The 17,691-nt window shown below is 66.5% G+C and carries 13 protein-coding genes; 6 read left to right on the forward strand and 7 right to left on the reverse strand.

The genetic code is table 11. The features are described 5' to 3' along the window. Positions 1-34 precede the first annotated feature (34 nt). From ylqF to D0901_RS10135, 4 genes are all read left to right on the forward strand, one after another. A complete protein-coding gene (gene ylqF, locus D0901_RS10120; protein ID WP_129140177.1) occupies positions 35-976 on the forward strand; it encodes a ribosome biogenesis GTPase YlqF in 942 nt (313 codons plus the stop codon). Positions 977-1,111: 135 nt separating this feature from the next. Further along, entirely contained in the window at positions 1,112-2,347 is a 1,236-nt protein-coding gene (locus D0901_RS10125) for a pyridoxal phosphate-dependent aminotransferase (protein ID WP_129140178.1), read from the forward strand. A 135-nt stretch (positions 2,348-2,482) separates the two neighbouring features. Continuing rightward, entirely contained in the window at positions 2,483-3,385 is a 903-nt protein-coding gene (htpX, locus tag D0901_RS10130; protein ID WP_129140179.1) for a protease HtpX, read from the forward strand. Between the two features lie 203 nt (positions 3,386-3,588). Continuing rightward, positions 3,589-4,011 carry a DUF2267 domain-containing protein gene (locus D0901_RS10135; RefSeq protein WP_129140180.1) on the forward strand — a complete coding sequence of 141 codons (423 nt, stop codon included), beginning with the start codon at positions 3,589-3,591 and terminating at the stop codon, positions 4,009-4,011. Positions 4,012-4,068: 57 nt separating this feature from the next. Here D0901_RS10135 and pdxB read toward each other — a convergent pair whose 3' ends face one another. Continuing rightward, entirely contained in the window at positions 4,069-5,220 is a 1,152-nt protein-coding gene (gene pdxB / locus D0901_RS10140) for a 4-phosphoerythronate dehydrogenase PdxB (protein ID WP_129140181.1), read from the reverse strand. Between the two features lie 113 nt (positions 5,221-5,333). Between pdxB and D0901_RS10145 the strand changes: the two genes are divergently transcribed. Continuing rightward, on the forward strand, positions 5,334-5,609 hold the full coding sequence (locus tag D0901_RS10145; RefSeq protein ID WP_129140182.1) for a hypothetical protein: 276 nt from the start codon (positions 5,334-5,336) through the stop codon (positions 5,607-5,609). Positions 5,610-5,680: 71 nt separating this feature from the next. Here D0901_RS10145 and rlmKL read toward each other — a convergent pair whose 3' ends face one another. Then, positions 5,681-7,876, reverse strand: a complete 2,196-nt coding sequence (gene rlmKL / locus D0901_RS10150; protein ID WP_129140183.1) for a bifunctional 23S rRNA (guanine(2069)-N(7))-methyltransferase RlmK/23S rRNA (guanine(2445)-N(2))-methyltransferase RlmL — start codon at positions 7,874-7,876, stop codon at positions 5,681-5,683. Positions 7,877-8,098: 222 nt separating this feature from the next. Here rlmKL and rmf point away from each other — a divergent pair, with 222 nt between their 5' ends. After that, positions 8,099-8,305, forward strand: a complete 207-nt coding sequence (rmf, locus tag D0901_RS10155; RefSeq protein ID WP_129140184.1) for a ribosome modulation factor — start codon at positions 8,099-8,101, stop codon at positions 8,303-8,305. A gap of 81 nt (positions 8,306-8,386) precedes the next feature. Here the strand turns inward: rmf and D0901_RS10160 are convergent, their stop codons facing one another. From D0901_RS10160 to murI, 5 genes are all read right to left on the reverse strand, one after another. Next, positions 8,387-9,400, reverse strand: coding sequence for a quinone-dependent dihydroorotate dehydrogenase (locus tag D0901_RS10160; RefSeq protein WP_129140185.1), 1,014 nt, complete (start codon positions 9,398-9,400; stop codon positions 8,387-8,389). Positions 9,401-9,468: 68 nt separating this feature from the next. Next, positions 9,469-10,458, reverse strand: a complete 990-nt coding sequence (locus D0901_RS10165; protein ID WP_129140186.1) for a hypothetical protein — start codon at positions 10,456-10,458, stop codon at positions 9,469-9,471. Between the two features lie 184 nt (positions 10,459-10,642). Next, positions 10,643-15,496 (reverse strand): NAD-glutamate dehydrogenase, encoded by a 4,854-nt coding sequence (locus tag D0901_RS10170; protein WP_129140187.1) that lies wholly within the window; start codon positions 15,494-15,496, stop codon positions 10,643-10,645. A gap of 193 nt (positions 15,497-15,689) precedes the next feature. After that, positions 15,690-16,796, reverse strand: coding sequence for a tRNA (uridine(54)-C5)-methyltransferase TrmA (gene trmA / locus D0901_RS10175; protein WP_129140188.1), 1,107 nt, complete (start codon positions 16,794-16,796; stop codon positions 15,690-15,692). 37 nt (positions 16,797-16,833) lie between these two features. Continuing rightward, positions 16,834-17,631, reverse strand: coding sequence for a glutamate racemase (gene murI / locus D0901_RS10180; protein ID WP_129140189.1), 798 nt, complete (start codon positions 17,629-17,631; stop codon positions 16,834-16,836). Positions 17,632-17,691: the final 60 nt, after the last annotated feature.

The raw sequence follows: 17,691 nt of genomic DNA on the forward strand, positions 1-17,691 counted from the left end.
CCTTTTCATTGGTCACGACCGTCAGGGGGACGACATGCTCGGCTGGTATCCGGGACACATGAACAAGGCGCGGCGCCAGATCAAGGAAGCCCTGCCCGAGATCGACGTGGTGATCGAGGTCCTGGATGCCCGGCTGCCCTACTCCAGCGCCAACCCCATGCTCGCCGAACTCACCGAACACAAGCCGGTGCTCAAGATCCTCTCGCGGGCCGACCTGGCCGATGCCGAGCGTACCCGCGAATGGGTCGCCCACTTCGACGCCCAGGCCGACACGCGGGCGCTGGCCGTGACCACCACCCAGGCGCGCGAGCTCAAGCGTATTCCCGCGCTGTGTCATGAACTGGCCGGCCAGGTGCGCGCCGACCGCGACGTGCGGGTGATGGTGATGGGCATCCCCAACGTCGGCAAGTCGACGCTGATCAACGGCCTGGCCGGGCGCAAGATCGCCAAGACCGGCAACGAGCCGGCGGTGACCAAGCGCCAGCAGAAGATCCGCATCGACGGACGCATCGCGCTGACCGACACCCCCGGGGTGCTGTGGCCCAAGATCGAGGATCAGGCCAGCGCCTACCGGCTCGCCGCCAGCGGCGCGATCCGCGACACTGCCATCGACTACCTGGATGTCGCGGTGGTGACGGCCGCCGAACTCGCCAGGCGCTACCCCGACGCCCTGAAAGGCCGCTTCAAGCTCAAGGAGCTGCCCGCGTACACGCCCGACCCCGAGGCCGATCGGGTGGAGGCCGACGGACCGACGCAACCCGACCTGCTGGCCCGGGCCGGCTTCGACGGTCAGGCGATCGTCGCCGCGATCGCCGGCAAGCGCGGGGGGCTGCGTGCCGGTGGCGAAGTCGACCTGCATCGCGGGGCCGAGGTGCTGCTCCACGAGCTGCGCGACGGCAAGCTGGGCCGGCTGACCCTGGAGACGCCGGCGGATATCCCGCCCCCGCCCAGCGACGAGCCCGGCGCCGACGGCTGACGCCATTTGCAGCCCTGCACCGCCGGGTTATGCTGTCGCAACGCAGCGCGCCCGGGCGGCATCGGGCGTTTTCGATGCTCGCCGCTCTGCCGCGTCTCGCCCTGCGCTCAGTCAGCCAACGGACCCCGGTATTCCATGGACACCTCGCCCCACCCGATTCGCAAGTCGCACAAGCTCGACAACGTCTGCTACGACATCCGCGGCCCGGTCCTCGATCATGCCAAGCGGCTCGAGGACGAAGGTCAGCGCATCCTCAAGCTCAACATCGGCAACCCCGCGCCGTTCGGCTTCGAGGCGCCCGAGGAAATCCTTCAGGACGTGATGCGCAACCTGCCCACCGCCCAGGGCTACTGCGACTCCAAGGGGCTCTATTCGGCGCGCAAGGCGATCATGCAGGAGTGCCAGCGCAAGGGCATTCCCGGCGTGGGTGTCGAGGACATCTTCGTCGGCAACGGCGTCTCGGAACTGATCGTGATGGCCATGCAGGCGCTGCTCAACGACGGCGACGAGGTGCTGATCCCCGCCCCCGACTACCCGTTGTGGACCGCCGCCGCCAATCTCTCCGGGGGGCGCCCGGTGCACTACATGTGCGACGAGCAGGCCGACTGGGCGCCGGATCTCGCCGACATCCGCGACAAGATCACCACGCACACCAAGGCGCTCGTGCTGATCAACCCCAACAACCCCACCGGCGCCGTGTACCCGCCCGAGGTGGTCAAGGAACTGCTGGCGATCGCCCGGCAGCACGATCTGGTGGTGTTCTCCGACGAGATCTACGACAAGATCCTCTACGACGAGGTAGAGCACGTCTCCACCGGCTCCCTGGCCGCCGACGACCAGCTGGTGGTGACCATGAACGGGCTGTCGAAGAGCTACCGCTGCGCGGGGTTCCGTTCCGGATGGATGATCCTCTCCGGCAAGCTCGGCAAGCAGCGCGCCAACGACTTCATCCAGGGGCTGAACATGCTGGCGTCGATGCGCCTGTGCGCCAACGTGCCGGCCCAGCACGCCATCCAGACGGCACTCGGCGGCTACCAGTCGATCAACGACCTGGTGCTCCCCGGCGGGCGCTTGCGCGCGCAGCGCGACATCACCTTCGAGAAGCTCAACGCGATCCCCGGCGTCTCCTGCACCAAGCCACGCGGTGCGCTCTACGCCTTTCCCAGACTCGATCCCAAGGTCTTCAACATTCAGGACGACCAGAAACTGGTGCTCGACCTGCTGCTGCAGGAAAAAATCCTGCTGGTACAGGGGACGGCCTTCAACTGGCCGCAACCCGACCACCTGCGCATCGTCACCCTGCCCTGGGCCGAGCAGCTCGAGGACGCCCTGGATCGTTTCGCCCGTTTCCTGAGCCGCTACCGGCAGTAATTCCCGCATCACGAAAAAAACCGCCGGGGGCTTGAAACCCGCCCCGCCGGCGGTTATCTAAGAAGTCGAACAACACCCTGAAATACCTGATTTTACCGACTGCCCCTGGTTTACCGACTACTGAGGTTTCGTCATATGATGCGCATCGTGCTGTTCCTGGCGACCAACCTGGCCGTGGTCCTGGTCGCCAGCATTACCCTGCGACTGCTGGGCGTCGAGCCCTACCTGAACGCCAACGGACTGAACCTGAACGCCCTGTTGATCTTCTGTTTCGTCTTCGGCATGGCCGGCTCGCTGGTCTCGCTGCTGCTCTCCAAGACGATGGCCAAGATGAGCACCCGGGCTCAGGTGATCGAAACGCCCCGCGACGCCAACGAGAAATGGCTGCTCGATACCGTGGCGGAACTGGCTCGGGACGCCGGCATCAAGATGCCGGAAGTCGCCATCTTCCCGGCCGAACAGTCCAACGCCTTCGCCACCGGCTGGAACAAGAACGACGCCCTCGTCGCGGTCTCGTCGGGCCTGCTCAACCGCATGCGCCCCGAGGAGGTCCGCGCGGTGCTGGGCCACGAGATCGGCCACGTCGCCAATGGCGACATGGTCACCCTGGCGCTGGTCCAGGGCGTGCTCAACACCTTCGTGATGTTCTTCGCCCGGGTGGTCGCCCAACTGATCGACAGCTTCCTGCGCCGCGACGACAACGGGGGCGGGCTGGGCTTCTTCGGCTACTTCGCGGTGGTGATCGTTGCCGAGATCGTCTTCGGGCTGGTCGCCTCGGTGATCGTCGCCTGGTTCTCGCGCTTCCGCGAATACCGCGCCGACGCCGCCGGGGCCCGGCTGGCGGGCAGCGGAGCGATGATCAATGCCCTGGCGCGTCTCAAGGCGGAAACCCAGATGCCCGACCAGATGCCGGATACGCTCACCGCCTTCGCCATCACCACCGGTCAGACCCGCAAGCTGATGGAGCGCCTGTTCGCCAGCCACCCGCCACTCGACGACCGCATCCGCGCGCTCAAGGAGTCCGCCTACCGGCAGTGACGCATCCGCTCTTCTGTCATCGAGGCCCGCCATGCGCGGGCCTCTTGCATGGCGAGCGCCCCGCCGGAAACCTCTGGCAACCTCTCGTTGCACCTGGCAACGCAGCCACAAGGAAAGACACGCCGACACCGCCTATAGTGACGGCACGTCCCGGATGGACGTGCCGGATACCCCGGCCCATCGCACGAATAAGGAGTGTTGTCATGAGCGATAATGGCCTGGAAGTCTTCGACAGAACCCTGCACACCACGCATGTCTGGCTGGATGACGTGATGCAAGACACCGACGCCAGCCGGCAGACCGCCTGGCACCTGCTGGGCACGGTACTCAGAAACCTGCGCGACTGCCTGCCGACCTCGCTGACGGCGCACCTGGGCGCCCAGTTGCCGCTGTTGCTGCGCGGCGCCTTCTTCGAGCGCTGGCAGCCCTCCGAGCAACCCGAGCGGACCCGCCATCAGGAGACCTTCCTGCAGCGCATCGATGAAGAGATGGCCAAGACCAAGCAGGACATCGACCCCGCCACGGCGACCCGCGCGGTATTCGCGACGCTGGCCCGGCACATCGACAGCGGTCAGGTCGAGAAGGTCAAGGGTTCGCTGCACAAGGAACTCGTCGCGCTCTGGTGAGCTCCTGCATGACGCGACAAGGCCGCGGGCTCAGCCCGCGGCCACCGCAACCCAGTGTCACTTGCCCGCCAGCTTGACCTTGAAGCCGAACCCGGCGATGGCTTCGCGCAGATCGTTGTTGTTCTTCTTGAAGTCCACACGCAGCGTCGAGAACTCGCGGCGTACCGGATACTCGGCGCGGTAGCGATCGAAGGCCTGCGCCATGCCCAGTCGCCGCCGGTAACGCTCGAAGCCGACCATGTCGCGGCGCACGTCGTAGCAGGCGCGCACGCACAGCGACAGCGCCTCGAGGGGCGGCGCCCATTCGGTCAGCACCAGCTTGCGCAACCAGGGATCCGGCTTGATCTGGCCGAGCTTGCAGCGCACGGGCAGGCCATAGTGCTGCATCACCGCCTGGTAGACGAGTTCGGTGCCACGCATCTTGCCGTCCAGGCTATGGCCGGCGATGTGCGGGGTGGCGATATCCACCAACGCGAATAGCGCCTCGTCGATGGCCGGCTCCTGCTCCCAGACGTCGAGCACGCAGCGTAGATCGGCTTGCTCCTCGAGCCGACGGCGCAGCGCGGCGTTGTCGAGGCAGGCGCCGCGTCCGGCGTTGAGCAGCACGCTTCCCGGGCGTATGGCCGCGATGCGGCGGGCGTCCATCAGGTGACGGGTGGCATGCTCGCCCGACTCGACCAGCGGCGTGTGCAGGCAGATGACGTCGCTACGCGCGATCAGGGTATCCAGGTCGACGAAATCCTCGCGCCCCTCGTCGCGGGCCCGCGGCGGATCGCAGATCAGCGAACGCACGCCCATCTCGCCGAGCCGTCGGGCCAGCCGCCCGCCGACGTTGCCGGCGCCGACGATACCCACGCTGCGCTCCGACAGCGCCTCGCCCTCCTCCTCGGCCAGCAGCAGCAGGCTGGAAAGCACGTAGTCGACCACCGAATCGGCGTTGCTGCCCGGGGCACTGGCGAAACCGATGTGACGCTCGCGCAGGTAGTCGAGATCGACATGATCGGTGCCGATGGTGCAGGTGCCCACGAAACGCACCCGTGAGCCCTCGAGCAACGCCGCATCGACGCGGGTGATCGAGCGCACCAGCAGGATGTCTTGATCGCGCACCGCCGCGGCGTCGATCTCGCGCCCCGGCAACCGGGTGATGTCACCCAACTCGCCGAAGAAGGCCTCGATGAGGGGAATGTTCTGATCGGCGAGTATGCGCATGCGGGTCGCTCCTTGTTCGCGGGCGAGGGGCGGCTAAAATGGGGACCCCGACCGCCAGCCATCTTAGGCCGCGGCACGGGACGCGACAAGCCGCCACCGATTCAGGAGCCACCGTGATCGTCCGTTGGGAAAGCGACCATGACTACGTGCTGGTGCATGTCCATCAGGACATGTTCGGCGACTGGATATTCAGTCGCGCCTGGGGCCAGATCGGCACCCAGTTCGGCGGCCTCAAGCACCAGTTGGCCGACGGTTACGACCAGGCGATGATGTGGCTCGACGACGTCGATCACATCCAGCGGTCGCGGGGCTTCCGGCGGGTGCTCGAGACCCGTGCCGACACCCCCGAAGGGCGCGATGCCGTACGCCAGCTGTCGCTGCTCGAATAGCCCCTCGCCCAGCGAGCCACGGTCGGCGCCGAGACGCCGGCCTCACGGCGTGATCCAGCGGCTCGGCGGTGTCACCGTGACCCCGCGCCCTCGGCATGGCGGATCAGGAAACAGTGGTGGAGATCGGGCCGACGGTGAAAATCCGGGTCATAGGTGGACCCGGTGATCTCCTCGACGTGATAACGCGTCGTCAGCGCCTCGTCGAGCCGGAAGCGGCGCTGGTTGTTGGAGAAGATCAGGGTGCCTGCGGCGTCCAGGCGTGCCATGCAGCGCTCGATCAGCGCGGCGTGGTCGCGCTGGATATCCAGCGTGCCGTCCATGCGTTTGGAGTTGGAGAACGTCGGCGGGTCGAGGAAGATCAGGTCGAAGGTGCCCCTGGCCGTCTCCAGCCAGCGCAGGCAGTCGTCGCGCACCACCCGGTGCCGGGCGGGATCGAGGCGATTGAGCGCCAGGTTGTCGCGCGCCCAGTCGAGATAGCTATTGGACAGGTCCACGCTGAGCGTCTCGCTGGCGCCACCCAGCGCGGCCTGCACCGTCGCCGCCCCGGTATAGCAGAACAGGTTGAGAAACCGCGCGCCGCCGGCCATCTCGCCGATCAACCGGCGTACCGGACGGTGGTCCAGGAACAGCCCGGTGTCGAGGTAGTCGCGCAGATTGACCCAGAGCGTGGCCGGGCCTTCCCGCACCTGGAAGCGCTCGCCGCTGGCGTCGCGCTTCTGATACTGCGCCTTGCCCGCCTGGCGTTCGCGATGCTTGAGATAGACCGCCTCCGACCTTACCCCGAGCACCTCGGGGATCACTTCCAGGGCCTCCATCAGCCGGCGCTTCGCCTGGTCGGGATCCACCGAGCGCGGCGGCGCATACTCCTGTACATGCACCCGCTCGCCGTAGACATCCACCGCCAGGGCATATTCCGGCATGTCGGCGTCGTAGAGCCGGTAACAGGTTTCGCCACTGCGCTTGAGCCACTTGGCCAGACGCTTGCGGTTCTTCACCAGCCGGTTGGCGAACATGGTCGCCCCCGACGAGCGACTCGGCGACTGCGGCGTTTCAGCGGCCTGCGCCTCGTCCGGCACCCTCATCAGCAACAGCTTGCAGTCGATCGGCCCGTTCTTGAAGGCATACTGCTTCGCGGCACGCAGGCCGGTGCGATGCCCCAGGTCGGGGTTGCCGGTGAACAGTGCCAGCGTCCAGCCGGGAAACTGGCGACGCGCCCGCTCGCCCAGCGAGGCATAGAGCGTGACCAGCTCGGGCAGCTCGCCGATGCGCTCGCCGTAGGGCGGGTTGGTGATGATCAGCCCCGGTGTGTCGTGCTCCGGCGGGCGTTGCCAGTGGTCGACGTCGCCGCCCTCGAGCTCGATCAGCGCCGGAATCCCGGCGCGCATCGCGTTGGCCTTGGCGGCGGCCAGCGCCTGGGGGCTGCGGTCACGGCCGAACAACCGCGACTTGACGCGCCGCCGGCCGAGCCCGGCGCGCACCTCCGCCTCACGATGCACCTCACGCCACAGCGACGCGTCGTGCCCGGCCCAGCCCTGGAACCCGAAACGCCGACGCTGCAGCCCGGGGGCGATGTCGGCGGCGATCCAGGCCGCCTCGATGAGCAGCGTCCCCGCCCCGCACAGCGGATCGATCAGGGTCTCGCCGCGCTTGGCGCGCGCCGGCCAGTCGGCGCGAATCAGCAGGGCCGCGGCCAGGTTCTCCTTGAGCGGCGCATGCCCCGGGTCACGCCGGTAGCCACGCTGATGGAGGCTGCCGCCGGACAGGTCGATGCCCACCATCAGCCGCCCGCGATGCAGGTGCGCGTACAGGCGCAGATCGGGATCGCGCAGGTCGACGCTGGGCCGCTCGCGCCCCGCCGCGCGCAGCGCATCGACGACGCCGTCCTTGACGAGCTGTGCGCCGAAGCGAGTATGCCGGATCTCCCGCGACTGGCCGTGGAAATCCACCGCCAGGGTGGCCCCGGGTGCCGTCTGCTCCGCCCAGTTCGCCTCGGCGACGCGGGCCTTGATGGCCTCCGGCGCCTCGACGCCGGTCGCCTGTACCAGGCAGAGAACCACGCGATTGGCCAGTCGCGACCAGAGGCAGACACGGTAGGCAACGGCGAGCTCGGCACGAAAGTGCACCCCCGCGACGGTCTGCTTGGTGACGTCGGCGCCCAGCGCGCTCAGTTCGTCGGCCAGCAGCCCTTCGATATCCTTGGGGCAACTGGCGAAGAACGCCTGGCATGACGCGGCGACGGCCTGACTGCGATCTCGCTCGACGCTCATATCCGTTAATGTTCCTTTAATTTCATTTGCGTAACAGTACTGTGACAAAAGACGGCTCGACAGCCCTGCCACTTTTCAACTAGAAATGAATTCAGTAGCTACTACAAAACGCATGCGTTCTGTCCGCGGGCCCTAGAGCAGCGGCGGCAAGGGGCATTCGGCCTGTCGTCGTGAAGTGGCTCGTCACGATATAAATTGGGTTCTCACCTAAGAGGTCATCCGATGAAACGACAGAAACGTGATCGCTTCCAGCGTGCTTATGTTCATGGCTACAAGGCGGGCATTACCGGACGCTCTAGAGACGACTGCCCCAGCCAGGATATCAATCTACGTGAATACTGGATGAGCGGTTGGCGTGAAGGTCGAGGGGATCAGTGGTCCGGCATGACGGGTGTGGCCGGTATCCACAAGAACCCCATGGTGATGTGACACTCTTCGCCTCATCGTGAAGAACACCCTCCAAGGCCCGCCTCCACCGCGGGCCTTTTTATCGTGTCGCTGCCACGCGATTCACGCGCGCAGCGCCCTGGCACACTCGCCGACCAGGGCCGGCCCCCGATAGATGAACCCCGAGTAGAGTTGCACCAGATCGGCGCCCGCATCGCGCTTGGTCCGCGCCGCCTGGCCGCTGTCGATACCGCCCACGCCGATGATCGGCATCTCGGGCAGCTGTTCGCGCAGGGCGGTGACGACATGATCGGACAGGGTGCGCACCGGGGCGCCCGACAGGCCACCCGCCTCCTCGGCATGCGCCAGCCCCGCCACGCCCTCGCGCGAGACCGTGGTGTTGGTGGCGACCACTCCATCGATACCATTGCGCATCAGCGCCTCGGCGACCAGGGCGATCGCCTCGTCGTCCATGTCCGGGGCGATCTTGACGGCCAGCGGCACGCGCCGGTTCGCTGCCTGATCCAGGCGTGTCGCGGTCTCGCGCAACGTGCCCAGCAGGGCATCGAGGTGCTCGCCGAACTGCAGATCGCGAAGCCCGGGGGTATTCGGCGAGGAGATATTCACCGTGACGTAATGCGCCACGCCGTGCACCCGCTCGAGACAGGCCAGATAATCATCGACCGCCCGTTCCACCGGGGTGGTCAGGTTCTTGCCGATGTTGACGCCGATCACCCCGTCATAGCGGCTCTTGCGCACCCTGGCGACGAGATGGTCGACCCCGGCGTTGTTGAAGCCCATGCGGTTGATGATCGCGCCACGCGCCGGCAGGCGAAACAGCCGCGGGCGCGGATTGCCGGACTGCGGCCGGGGCGTGACGGTCCCGACCTCGACGAAACCGAACCCCAGCGCCCCCAGGGCGTCGAGATGATCGGCATTCTTGTCGAGGCCGGCGGCGAGGCCCACGCGGTTGCCGAAGCGCAGTCCCATCACCTCGACCGGGTCGTCGACCCGCGCCCCGCCGCGCAACAGTCCCGTCAGCCCGCAGCGGTGCGCGGCATCCAGCGCACCCAGCGTGACGCCGTGCGCGGTTTCCGGGTCGAGACGAAACAGGATCGAACGGACGGGCGCGTACATCGGCTTCCTCGGCGGACGGTAAGGCGGTGGGAGTATATCGCAGATCGTCGGAACTCGGGATCACCGGTTCAGGGTCGGGTATTGAGCTGCCGTACGCGTAGGGTGTACCGGTTGGCGCCCTGCATGGCCGAACCGAACTTGCGTCCGCTGACCCAGACCCGATAGCGACCCGGCTGCAACGGCGTCTCGATGGCGAAGTCGCCTTGGGCGCCGACACCCTTGTCACTGGCCACGACATTGCCGTTCTCGTCGAGCAACTTGGCCTGGAGCGTGTAGTCGCCACCGCTACCGGGGAACGTCGAACTGGTCACCGAGATGGTGCCGGCCTGGGCGACGTCGAAGGTCATGACCTCGCCTTCCTGGCGAATGCGAATGTCCGCGACGATCTCCTCGAAGGCCTTGGGTTGCCGCTCTCGGCGATCTCCGGAAGCCTCCGACGTCGCGGCCTTACCGGCACGATCGGACGCTGCGGCCCCGGGTGCGGCGATGGTCGCCACCGCGTCCTTGTTGTCGACGAACGCCGTCTTGCCCTCGTCACTGCCGAAGTGAATATCGGTACCGCCATCGATGCCGCTTTCGTCGGTGTTGAGCCGCTCGCCTTCATCACTCAACCCGGCCACCGAGACCGTGAAACTGTTGCCGCCGTGGGCCTCGGAACCGAACTTGTTGGCCGAGACGCGCAGCGTGTACTCGCCCGGCTCGAGCTGCTGCTCGAGGTGCAGGCCGCCGTTCTGGCCAAGTCCTTCGCTGCGGGCGAGCACCCGCCCCTGCTCGTCGAGCAGCTGGGCCTCGATGCGATAGTCATCCGACTCGCCGGCCAGGGTGCCGCTGGTGAAGACGTAACGCCCGGGCTTCTTCACCGTGACGGTGTGTGTGTGCGTTCCCCCGAAGCCGAAGCTCTGGCTACGCGCGTCGGTACGCGCCGTGAGGTACTTGCTGATATCGAACTGATCGGCGGCTTCCTGGGCCTTCTGCAAGGCGGCGCTCTGCGCCAGCGCCTCGGGGGTCCCCGCAATGAGTCCCAAGGCGACTGCGGCGGTTAATACGCGATGCTTCATGACGTTTCTCTAATTGGCAATGGATCCGGTGGGCCAAGCATATCAGACCCGTCTTCGAGGATCGTGCCCCTCACTCCATCACGTGCGAGGACTCGCGCCAACCCTCGTGACTCAAGGGGGCAACGACGAAACCCCGTTGACCGGGATTTCGTCGAGCCTAGCGACCCGGACCAGGGACGATGGTTCAATCGCCATCGCTCTCGGCGAGATCGACCAGTTCGCGGATCGCCACCGCGAACAGCGGATAACCGCCATGGGTGCCGCCGCTGACCTCGTCGATCAGGCCACGCCAGCGCTTGTGCAGATCGTCGTGGCGCGACAGCCACTGTTCGACTCGCGGCTCGACGTCGCGTGGCGCATCGTCCATCTTGACCACGCTCACCGTCAGCGCGAGCTGTTGACGATCCAGGTCGTCGCGGAACGTCTCGCGGGCCTGCGCCTGCCAGCTGTCGCGGACCTGGAGCGCGTCGATCTGCTCGCTCATCCACGGCAGCTCCAGGCGATGGCCGATCTCGTAGTAGAGTTCGGCGACGCGCTGGATCTTCTCGCCGGTCTGCTTGGCGGCCTCGATGATCCCCAGCCCCGCATAGAGGTTGCCGGTGGCGGCGACGATACTCGCCAGGGTCTTGGGCACCTTGGCCTCGGCCAGTTCGTCGCGACGCTCCTGCCAGGTTTCCAGTTCCTGACCGCGCAGGCGCTTGCCGATGTTCTCCTGCAACTGGCCGATCCGCGGTGCGAAGTGCTCGATGCTCTCGCTCACCGACAGGCTGCTGCGCTGACGCAGGAACCAGCGCGTGGCGCGACGCAGCAGGCGCATCAGGTCGAGCATCATCTGGTACTGCACCCGACTGTCGACGCGGTTGTCCAACGCCTCGATCTGTTGCCACAGCCCTTCCAGGTTGAAGCTGTCACGGGCGATGATGTAGGCCCGTGCGATATCGGCCCGACTGGCGCCGGTGGTGTCGATCAGCCGGCGCACGAAGACGATGCCCATGTGATCGACCAGATCGTTGGCGATCTGCGTGGCGACGATCTCGCGCTTGAGGCGGTGCTGATACATCGCCTCGGGGAAGCGCTCGATCAGCGCCTTGGGGAAGGCACGCTCGAGGTATCGCTGGATGTAGGGGTCATCGGGCACCTCGGAGGCGATCAGGTCGCCCTTGAGGGTGCTCTTGGCGTAGGAGATCAGCACCGACAGCTCGGGCAGCGTCAGCCCCTCTTCGTTGTTGGAACGCTCGAGCAGGGTCTCGTCGTCGGGCAGGAACTCCAGTTCGCGGTCGAGATGGCCGCTGGCTTCCAGCTCGTTGATGAAACGCCGATAGGGCCCCAGCCCCTCGCGGGAGAGGATCTCGCTGAGCGACAGCGCCTGGGTCTGGCGGTAGTTGTCGCGCAGGACGAGTCCGGCGACCTCCTCGGTCATGTCGGCCAGCAGCTGATTGCGCTGCTTCTCGGTCATGTCGCCGTTCTTGACGATGTCATCGAGCAGGATCTTGATGTTGACCTCGTGGTCGGAACAGTTGACCCCGCCGGCATTGTCGATGAAGTCGGTGTTCACCTTCACGCCGTGATGCGCCGCCTCCATGCGCCCGCGCTGGGTCAGGCCGAGGTTGCCGCCCTCGCCGACCACCCGGCAGCGCAGCTCACTGCCGTCGATGCGCAGGCCGTCGTTGGCCTTGTCGCCGACCTCGGCGTGGGTCTCCTGACTGGACTTCACGTAGGTGCCGATGCCGCCGTTCCAGACCAGGTCCACCTGGGCCTTGAGCATCGCCTGGATCAGCTCGTTGGGCGAGAGCTTGTCGGCCTTGATGTCGAAGGCCTTCTTCATCGCCGCGGTGATCGAAATCGACTTGGCGCTGCGCTTGAAGACACCGCCGCCCTCCGAGATCAGCGAGCTGTCGTACTCCTCCCAGCTCGAGCGCGGCTTGTCGAACAATCGCTTGCGTTCGGCGAACGAGGTCTCGGGGTCGGGATCGGGGTCGACGAAGATGTGCAGGTGGTTGAAGGCCCCGACCAGCCGGATCTTGTCGGAGAGCAGCATGCCGTTGCCGAACACGTCGCCGGCCATGTCGCCGACCCCGACGACCGTGAACGGATCCTTCTGGGTGTCCACGCCCATGTCGCGGAAGTGGCGCTTGACCGACTCCCAGGCGCCGCGGGCGGTGATCGCCATCTTCTTGTGATCGTAGCCGTGCGCCCCGCCGGAGGCGAAGGCATCGCCCAGCCAGTGGCCATACTCCAGGGAGATTTCGTTGGCGATGTCGGAGAAGGTCGCCGTGCCCTTGTCCGCCGCGACCACCAGGTAGGGGTCGTCGTCATCGTGACGGACCACGTCGGTCGGTGGCACCACCTCACCGCCGTCCAGGTTGTCGGTCAGGTCGAGCAGCGCGCGGATGAAGATCTGGTAGCAGGCGATGCCTTCCTTCTGCACGGCATCCCGGTCGGCGTTCTCGGGCATCCGCTTGCAGACGAAACCGCCCTTGGCGCCCACCGGCACGATTACCGCGTTCTTGACCTGCTGCGCCTTGACCAGGCCGAGGATCTCGGTGCGGAAATCCTCGTGGCGATCCGACCAGCGCAACCCGCCGCGAGCGACCTTGCCGCCGCGCAGGTGCACGCCCTCGACCCGCGGCGAATAGACGAAGATCTCGAACTTGGGCCGCGGCTTGGGCATCAGCGGCACGCGCGTGGGGTCGAGCTTGAAGGAGATATAGTCCTTGTGGTGGCCCTGGTCGTCACGCTGGTAGAAGTTGGTGCGCAACGTCGCCTGGATCAGCTCGATGTAACGGCGCAGCAGCAGATCGTCGTTGAGACTGCCGACCTCGTCGAGCAGGCCGTTGACGCGCTCGACACACTGCTCGATCGCCTTGGCGTTGCCGGCATCGTCGCCGTCCTGGCGCTCGGGATCGAAGCGCAGGCCGAACAGGGTGACCAGCTCGCGGGTGATCTCCGGGTAGTTGGCCAGGGTGGTGGCGATATACAGCTGCGACAGGCCGAAACGGATCTGCTTGAGATAGCGTGCGTAGGCGCGCAGCAAGGCGACCTCGCGCCAGTCCAGGTTGGCGCCGATCACCAGCCGATTGAACGGGTCGTTCTCGGCCTCGCCGGTCCAGATGCGCTTGAGCGCGTCGATGAAGGTCTCGCGCATGTCCTGCAGGTTGACCACTTCCCGCCCATGGTGCTCGAGGGTGAAGTCGTGGATCCAGAAGGCGCGATCCTCGCGATGCACGCCATAGGGGCGTTCACCGAGCACACGCAGGCCCAGGTTCTCCATCACCGGCAGGACGTCGGACAGCGGAACCGGCGCGTCGCCGTGGAACAGCTTGAGGTTGACGCCCTCCTCGTCCTCCTCGACCAGCCGGTAGAGGCTCACCGAAATCGGTTCGCCCTGCTCGACCTCGCTGAGGTGGTGGATGTCGTAGACCGCGGTGCGCGCCGTGAAGTCGTCGCGATAGCTGCTCGGGAAGGCATCGCGATAGACGTTCATCAGGCGATTGGCCTTCTCCTCGCCCACGCCCTCGACCAGGGCATTGAGCAGGTCGTCGCGCCAGCTGCGCGCCAGGCCGGCGATCTTCTTCTCGATCTTGCGCAGGTCGTAGTCGACCGGCGTCTCGTCGTTGAAGCGCAGGATGAACTGGATACGCGCCAGCACCGACTCCGACAGATAGGTGTTGAAGTCGCCGAAGGTGGCATCGAGCTCCTCGCACAGCAGCTGCTGGACACGCAGGCGCAGATCGGTGGAGAACACGTCGCGAGGCACGAACACCAGACAGGAGTAGAAACGCCCGAAACGGTCCTCGCGCACGAACAGTCGCACGCGGCGCCGCTCGCGGATGTTGAGAATCCCCAGCGCCGTGCGGGTCAGTTCCTCGCTGCTGATCTGGAACAGGTCGTCGCGGGGATAGACCTCCAGAATCTGCAACAAGTGCTTGCCGTTGTGCCCCTTGGGGTTGACCCCCGAGGCATCCAGCACCGCCTGGATCTTCTTGCGCAGCACCGGGATGTGCCGCGGCGAGTCGTTGTAGACCACCGCGGCGTAGAGGCCGATGAAGCGCCGCTCGCCGATGACGTTGCCGTTCTCGTCGTAGCGCTCGATGGAGATGTAGTCCGGGTAGGCCGGCCGGTGAATGCGCGAGTGATAGGCGCTCTTGGCGAAGGACAGCAGCTCGGGGATCAGCACGTAATGATCGCCCTCCACCCCCATGTCGCTGCGGATGCGCTCGCGATAGCGGGGCTGGTCGAGCTTGAACACGCCCAGCTCGCTGCCCTTCACCGGGCGCAGGTCGTCCTGGCCCTTCTTCTTCTCGACCACCTCGTACTCGTCGTAGCCGAGAAAGGTGAAGTTGTCGTCGAGCAGCCATTCGAGGAAGGCCACCGCCTCCTTGTGGTCCGCCTTGTCCACCTGCTCGGGGCGCACCGACTTGAGTTCCTCGAGGGCGTCGCGAACCTTGTCGCGCATCGGGTCGAAGTCCTCGACGGCGGTGCGCACGTCGCCCAGCACGTCGAGCAGGCTGTTCTCCAGTTCCTCGAGGGTGTCGGGATCGGAGTGGCGGTCGATCTCGATGACCATGATCGACTCGCGCGACTCGGGGGCGTTCTTGGCCTGGGTTCCGGTCACCCGCTTGAGATCGTGCTTGCTGTCGCGCTCGACCGCCAGCACGGCATTGTGGATGGCGTGCACGGTGATGCCGCGCCGGTTGAGTTCGATACGCACCGAATCGACCAGAAACGGCATGTCCTCGTGGAGCACTTCGATCACGGTGTGCGAGGACTGCCAGCCATGCTCCTCGAAATCGGGGTTGTAGACGTGCACCTTGGGCGAGCGCGGATCAAAGTGCTGGATGAAGTGCCAGGTCGTCAGCGTTGCCCCGTAGGTATCGTCGAGGTGGCGCTCGAGCAGATCTTCCAGGGGCGCACTGGCGTAGAAATCCTCGGCGAACGTGGCCACTTCCTTGACCTTTTCCTCCGGCAGGCGCTTGGCGAGCTGTTCGCGAAGCTGGGCCAGAAATTCCTGCTTGCCATCGATAGCGACGTGTTGCATCAATCACCTCGGCTGCGTCCGGTCGCTGCCTGCGACCGGGGATGTGCTTGTGACGTGGTCTATCACGCTACCCGTGAGGATACTCTAGCTCAATCGGCGCGCCCCATCGTCATGCCGGCTTTCTCATGGTGCATGTCAGTTGCGCATCGCCTCTTGACGGCGGCGGCGAAACGCGCCTGCGCGCCTGTTGCGCTCATCCGCGACGCTCGAGCAGCACGCCGCATTCGCAATGGTCGGTCCATGGAAACTGGTCGAACAGCGCGAAGCGCCGGATGCGGTGGGTATCCTGCAACTGAGCGAGGTTCTCGGCCAGGGTGGTCGGGTTGCAGGAGATATAGACGATCCGCGGATAGGCGCGCAGCCGCTCGCAGCTCTCGGCATCCAGCCCGGCCCGTGGCGGGTCGACCAGCACCGTGGTGAAGCGGTAGTCGTCGAGCGCCATCTCGCTGACCCGGCGGCCCTGGCGCTCCCCGGCCAGCGCCTCGGCGAACTCCTCCGCCGACATGCGGGCGACGACGGCGTTGTCGACACCGTTGGCGGCGAGGTTGACCCCCGCCGAGGCCACCGAGGTGCGCGAGATCTCGGTGGCCAATACCCGGCGAAAGTTCTCGGCCAGGGCCACGGTGAAGTTGCCGTTGCCGCAGTAGAGCTCGACCAGATCACCGTCCTGGCCGTCCCGCGTCACGTCCCGGGCCCAGCCCAGCATGGCGCGATTGATCTCGGCGTTGGGCTGGGTGAAGCTGTTCTCGACCTGCTGGTAGACCAGCGTGCGCCCGTCCACCGCGAGGCGCTCCCAGACGTGGTCGCGATCGAGCACCAGACGCTGCTTGCGGGCGCGGCCGATGATCGACACGTTCAGTCGCTCCTGCAGGGCGCGCGCCTTCGCCTCCCAGGCCGCGTCGAGCCGGCGATGATAGATCAGGGTGACCAGCGCCTCACCGCTGAGGGTGGTCAGAAACTCCACCTGGAACAGCCGGTGCCGCAATACCGGGTCGTCGATCACCGCCTCGCGAAGCCGGGGCATCAGCGCATTGATGGTCCGGCTGGCCACCGCATACTGATCGAGCCGGATCACCTGCTTGTTCTTGGGATCCGCCGGGTCGACCTCGAACATCGCGTAGAACAGGTCGTCGCCCTCGTGCCAGACGCGGAACTCGCAGCGCATCCGGTAATGACTGGCCGGCGAGGCGAACACCTCCAGCGCCGGCGGATCGAAAGACGCGAACTGCGCCGTGATGCGCTCACGCTTGGCTTCCAGTTGGGCGGTGTAGCGCTCGGGTTCGACGACGGGTACGGCCACGACATCTCCTTCGATGAGGGTAAACGGAAAAAGCGCGTCAGCGCGCCACCGGGACACGCACGGCGCCAGGGTCCAGGACCTGCGGGGAACCGAAGCCACGCTCGGCGAGGATCGCCGCCAGCGCACGGCCGGGAGCGGTGGCCCAGGCCCGGTTCGTCTGGCCGGCGAGCGGGGTGGCGACGATAGCGGCGACGCGACGGGCGATCGCGTCGCCCGAATCGACCCAGGCCACGACGCGGGGCGCACAGGCGGCGAACCGCGCGCGCAGCAGGGGAAAATGGGTACAGCCGAGCACCACGGTGTCGAGCGCCGACTCGCGCCACAGCGGCGCCAGACTGGCCACCAGGGTCGCCTCGTCGGCCGGCTCACCGGCCAGATGACGCTCCGCCTCGGCGACCAGGGGATCGGCGGCGAGACGCAGCACCCGGCAGTGCCCGGCGAACTCCTCGATCAGCTGCCGGGTATAGGCACGATTGACGGTCGCCGACGTCGCCAGCAAGGCGATGGTGCCGGTTCGGCTCAGCGCCGCCGCGGGCTTGATCGCCGGCACGGTGCCCACCACCGGGATGTCGAGCGCCGCGCGCAACGCCTCCAGGGCCAGGGTGCTGGCGGTATTGCAGGCCACCACCAGCACGGCGGCGCCACTGACCCGAACCGCCTCGCGACACACGGCGGTGATCCGCTCGACCAGCCAAGCATCGGGCTTGGTGCCGTAGGGCAGCATGGCATTGTCGCAGACATAGGCCAGCGTCGCCGCCGGGAGCCGCTCGCGAATCGCCGCGGCCACCGACAGCCCGCCGACACCGGAGTCGAAGATCAGGATCGGGCCGGCCATGGCGCCTCGCGGTGAAAGTGCGTGACCAGGGACGCGATCAGCGCCGACAGCCGTGCCGGC

The organism is Modicisalibacter coralii, from assembly GCF_004117855.1.
In the GTDB taxonomy this organism is placed as follows: Bacteria; Pseudomonadota; Gammaproteobacteria; order Pseudomonadales; family Halomonadaceae; genus Modicisalibacter; species Modicisalibacter coralii.

Coding starts and splice junctions, on each gene's coding strand:
- ylqF (WP_129140177.1), top strand. CDS start 35: ATGCTCGGCTGGTATCCGGGACACATGAACAAGGCGCGGCGCCAGATC.
- D0901_RS10125 (WP_129140178.1), top strand. CDS start 1,112: ATGGACACCTCGCCCCACCCGATTCGCAAGTCGCACAAGCTCGACAAC.
- htpX (WP_129140179.1), top strand. CDS start 2,483: ATGATGCGCATCGTGCTGTTCCTGGCGACCAACCTGGCCGTGGTCCTG.
- D0901_RS10135 (WP_129140180.1), top strand. CDS start 3,589: ATGAGCGATAATGGCCTGGAAGTCTTCGACAGAACCCTGCACACCACG.
- pdxB (WP_129140181.1), bottom strand. CDS start 5,220: ATGCGCATACTCGCCGATCAGAACATTCCCCTCATCGAGGCCTTCTTC.
- rlmKL (WP_129140183.1), bottom strand. CDS start 7,876: ATGAGCGTCGAGCGAGATCGCAGTCAGGCCGTCGCCGCGTCATGCCAG.
- rmf (WP_129140184.1), top strand. CDS start 8,099: ATGAAACGACAGAAACGTGATCGCTTCCAGCGTGCTTATGTTCATGGC.
- D0901_RS10160 (WP_129140185.1), bottom strand. CDS start 9,400: ATGTACGCGCCCGTCCGTTCGATCCTGTTTCGTCTCGACCCGGAAACC.
- D0901_RS10165 (WP_129140186.1), bottom strand. CDS start 10,458: ATGAAGCATCGCGTATTAACCGCCGCAGTCGCCTTGGGACTCATTGCG.
- D0901_RS10170 (WP_129140187.1), bottom strand. CDS start 15,496: ATGCAACACGTCGCTATCGATGGCAAGCAGGAATTTCTGGCCCAGCTT.
- murI (WP_129140189.1), bottom strand. CDS start 17,631: ATGGCCGGCCCGATCCTGATCTTCGACTCCGGTGTCGGCGGGCTGTCG.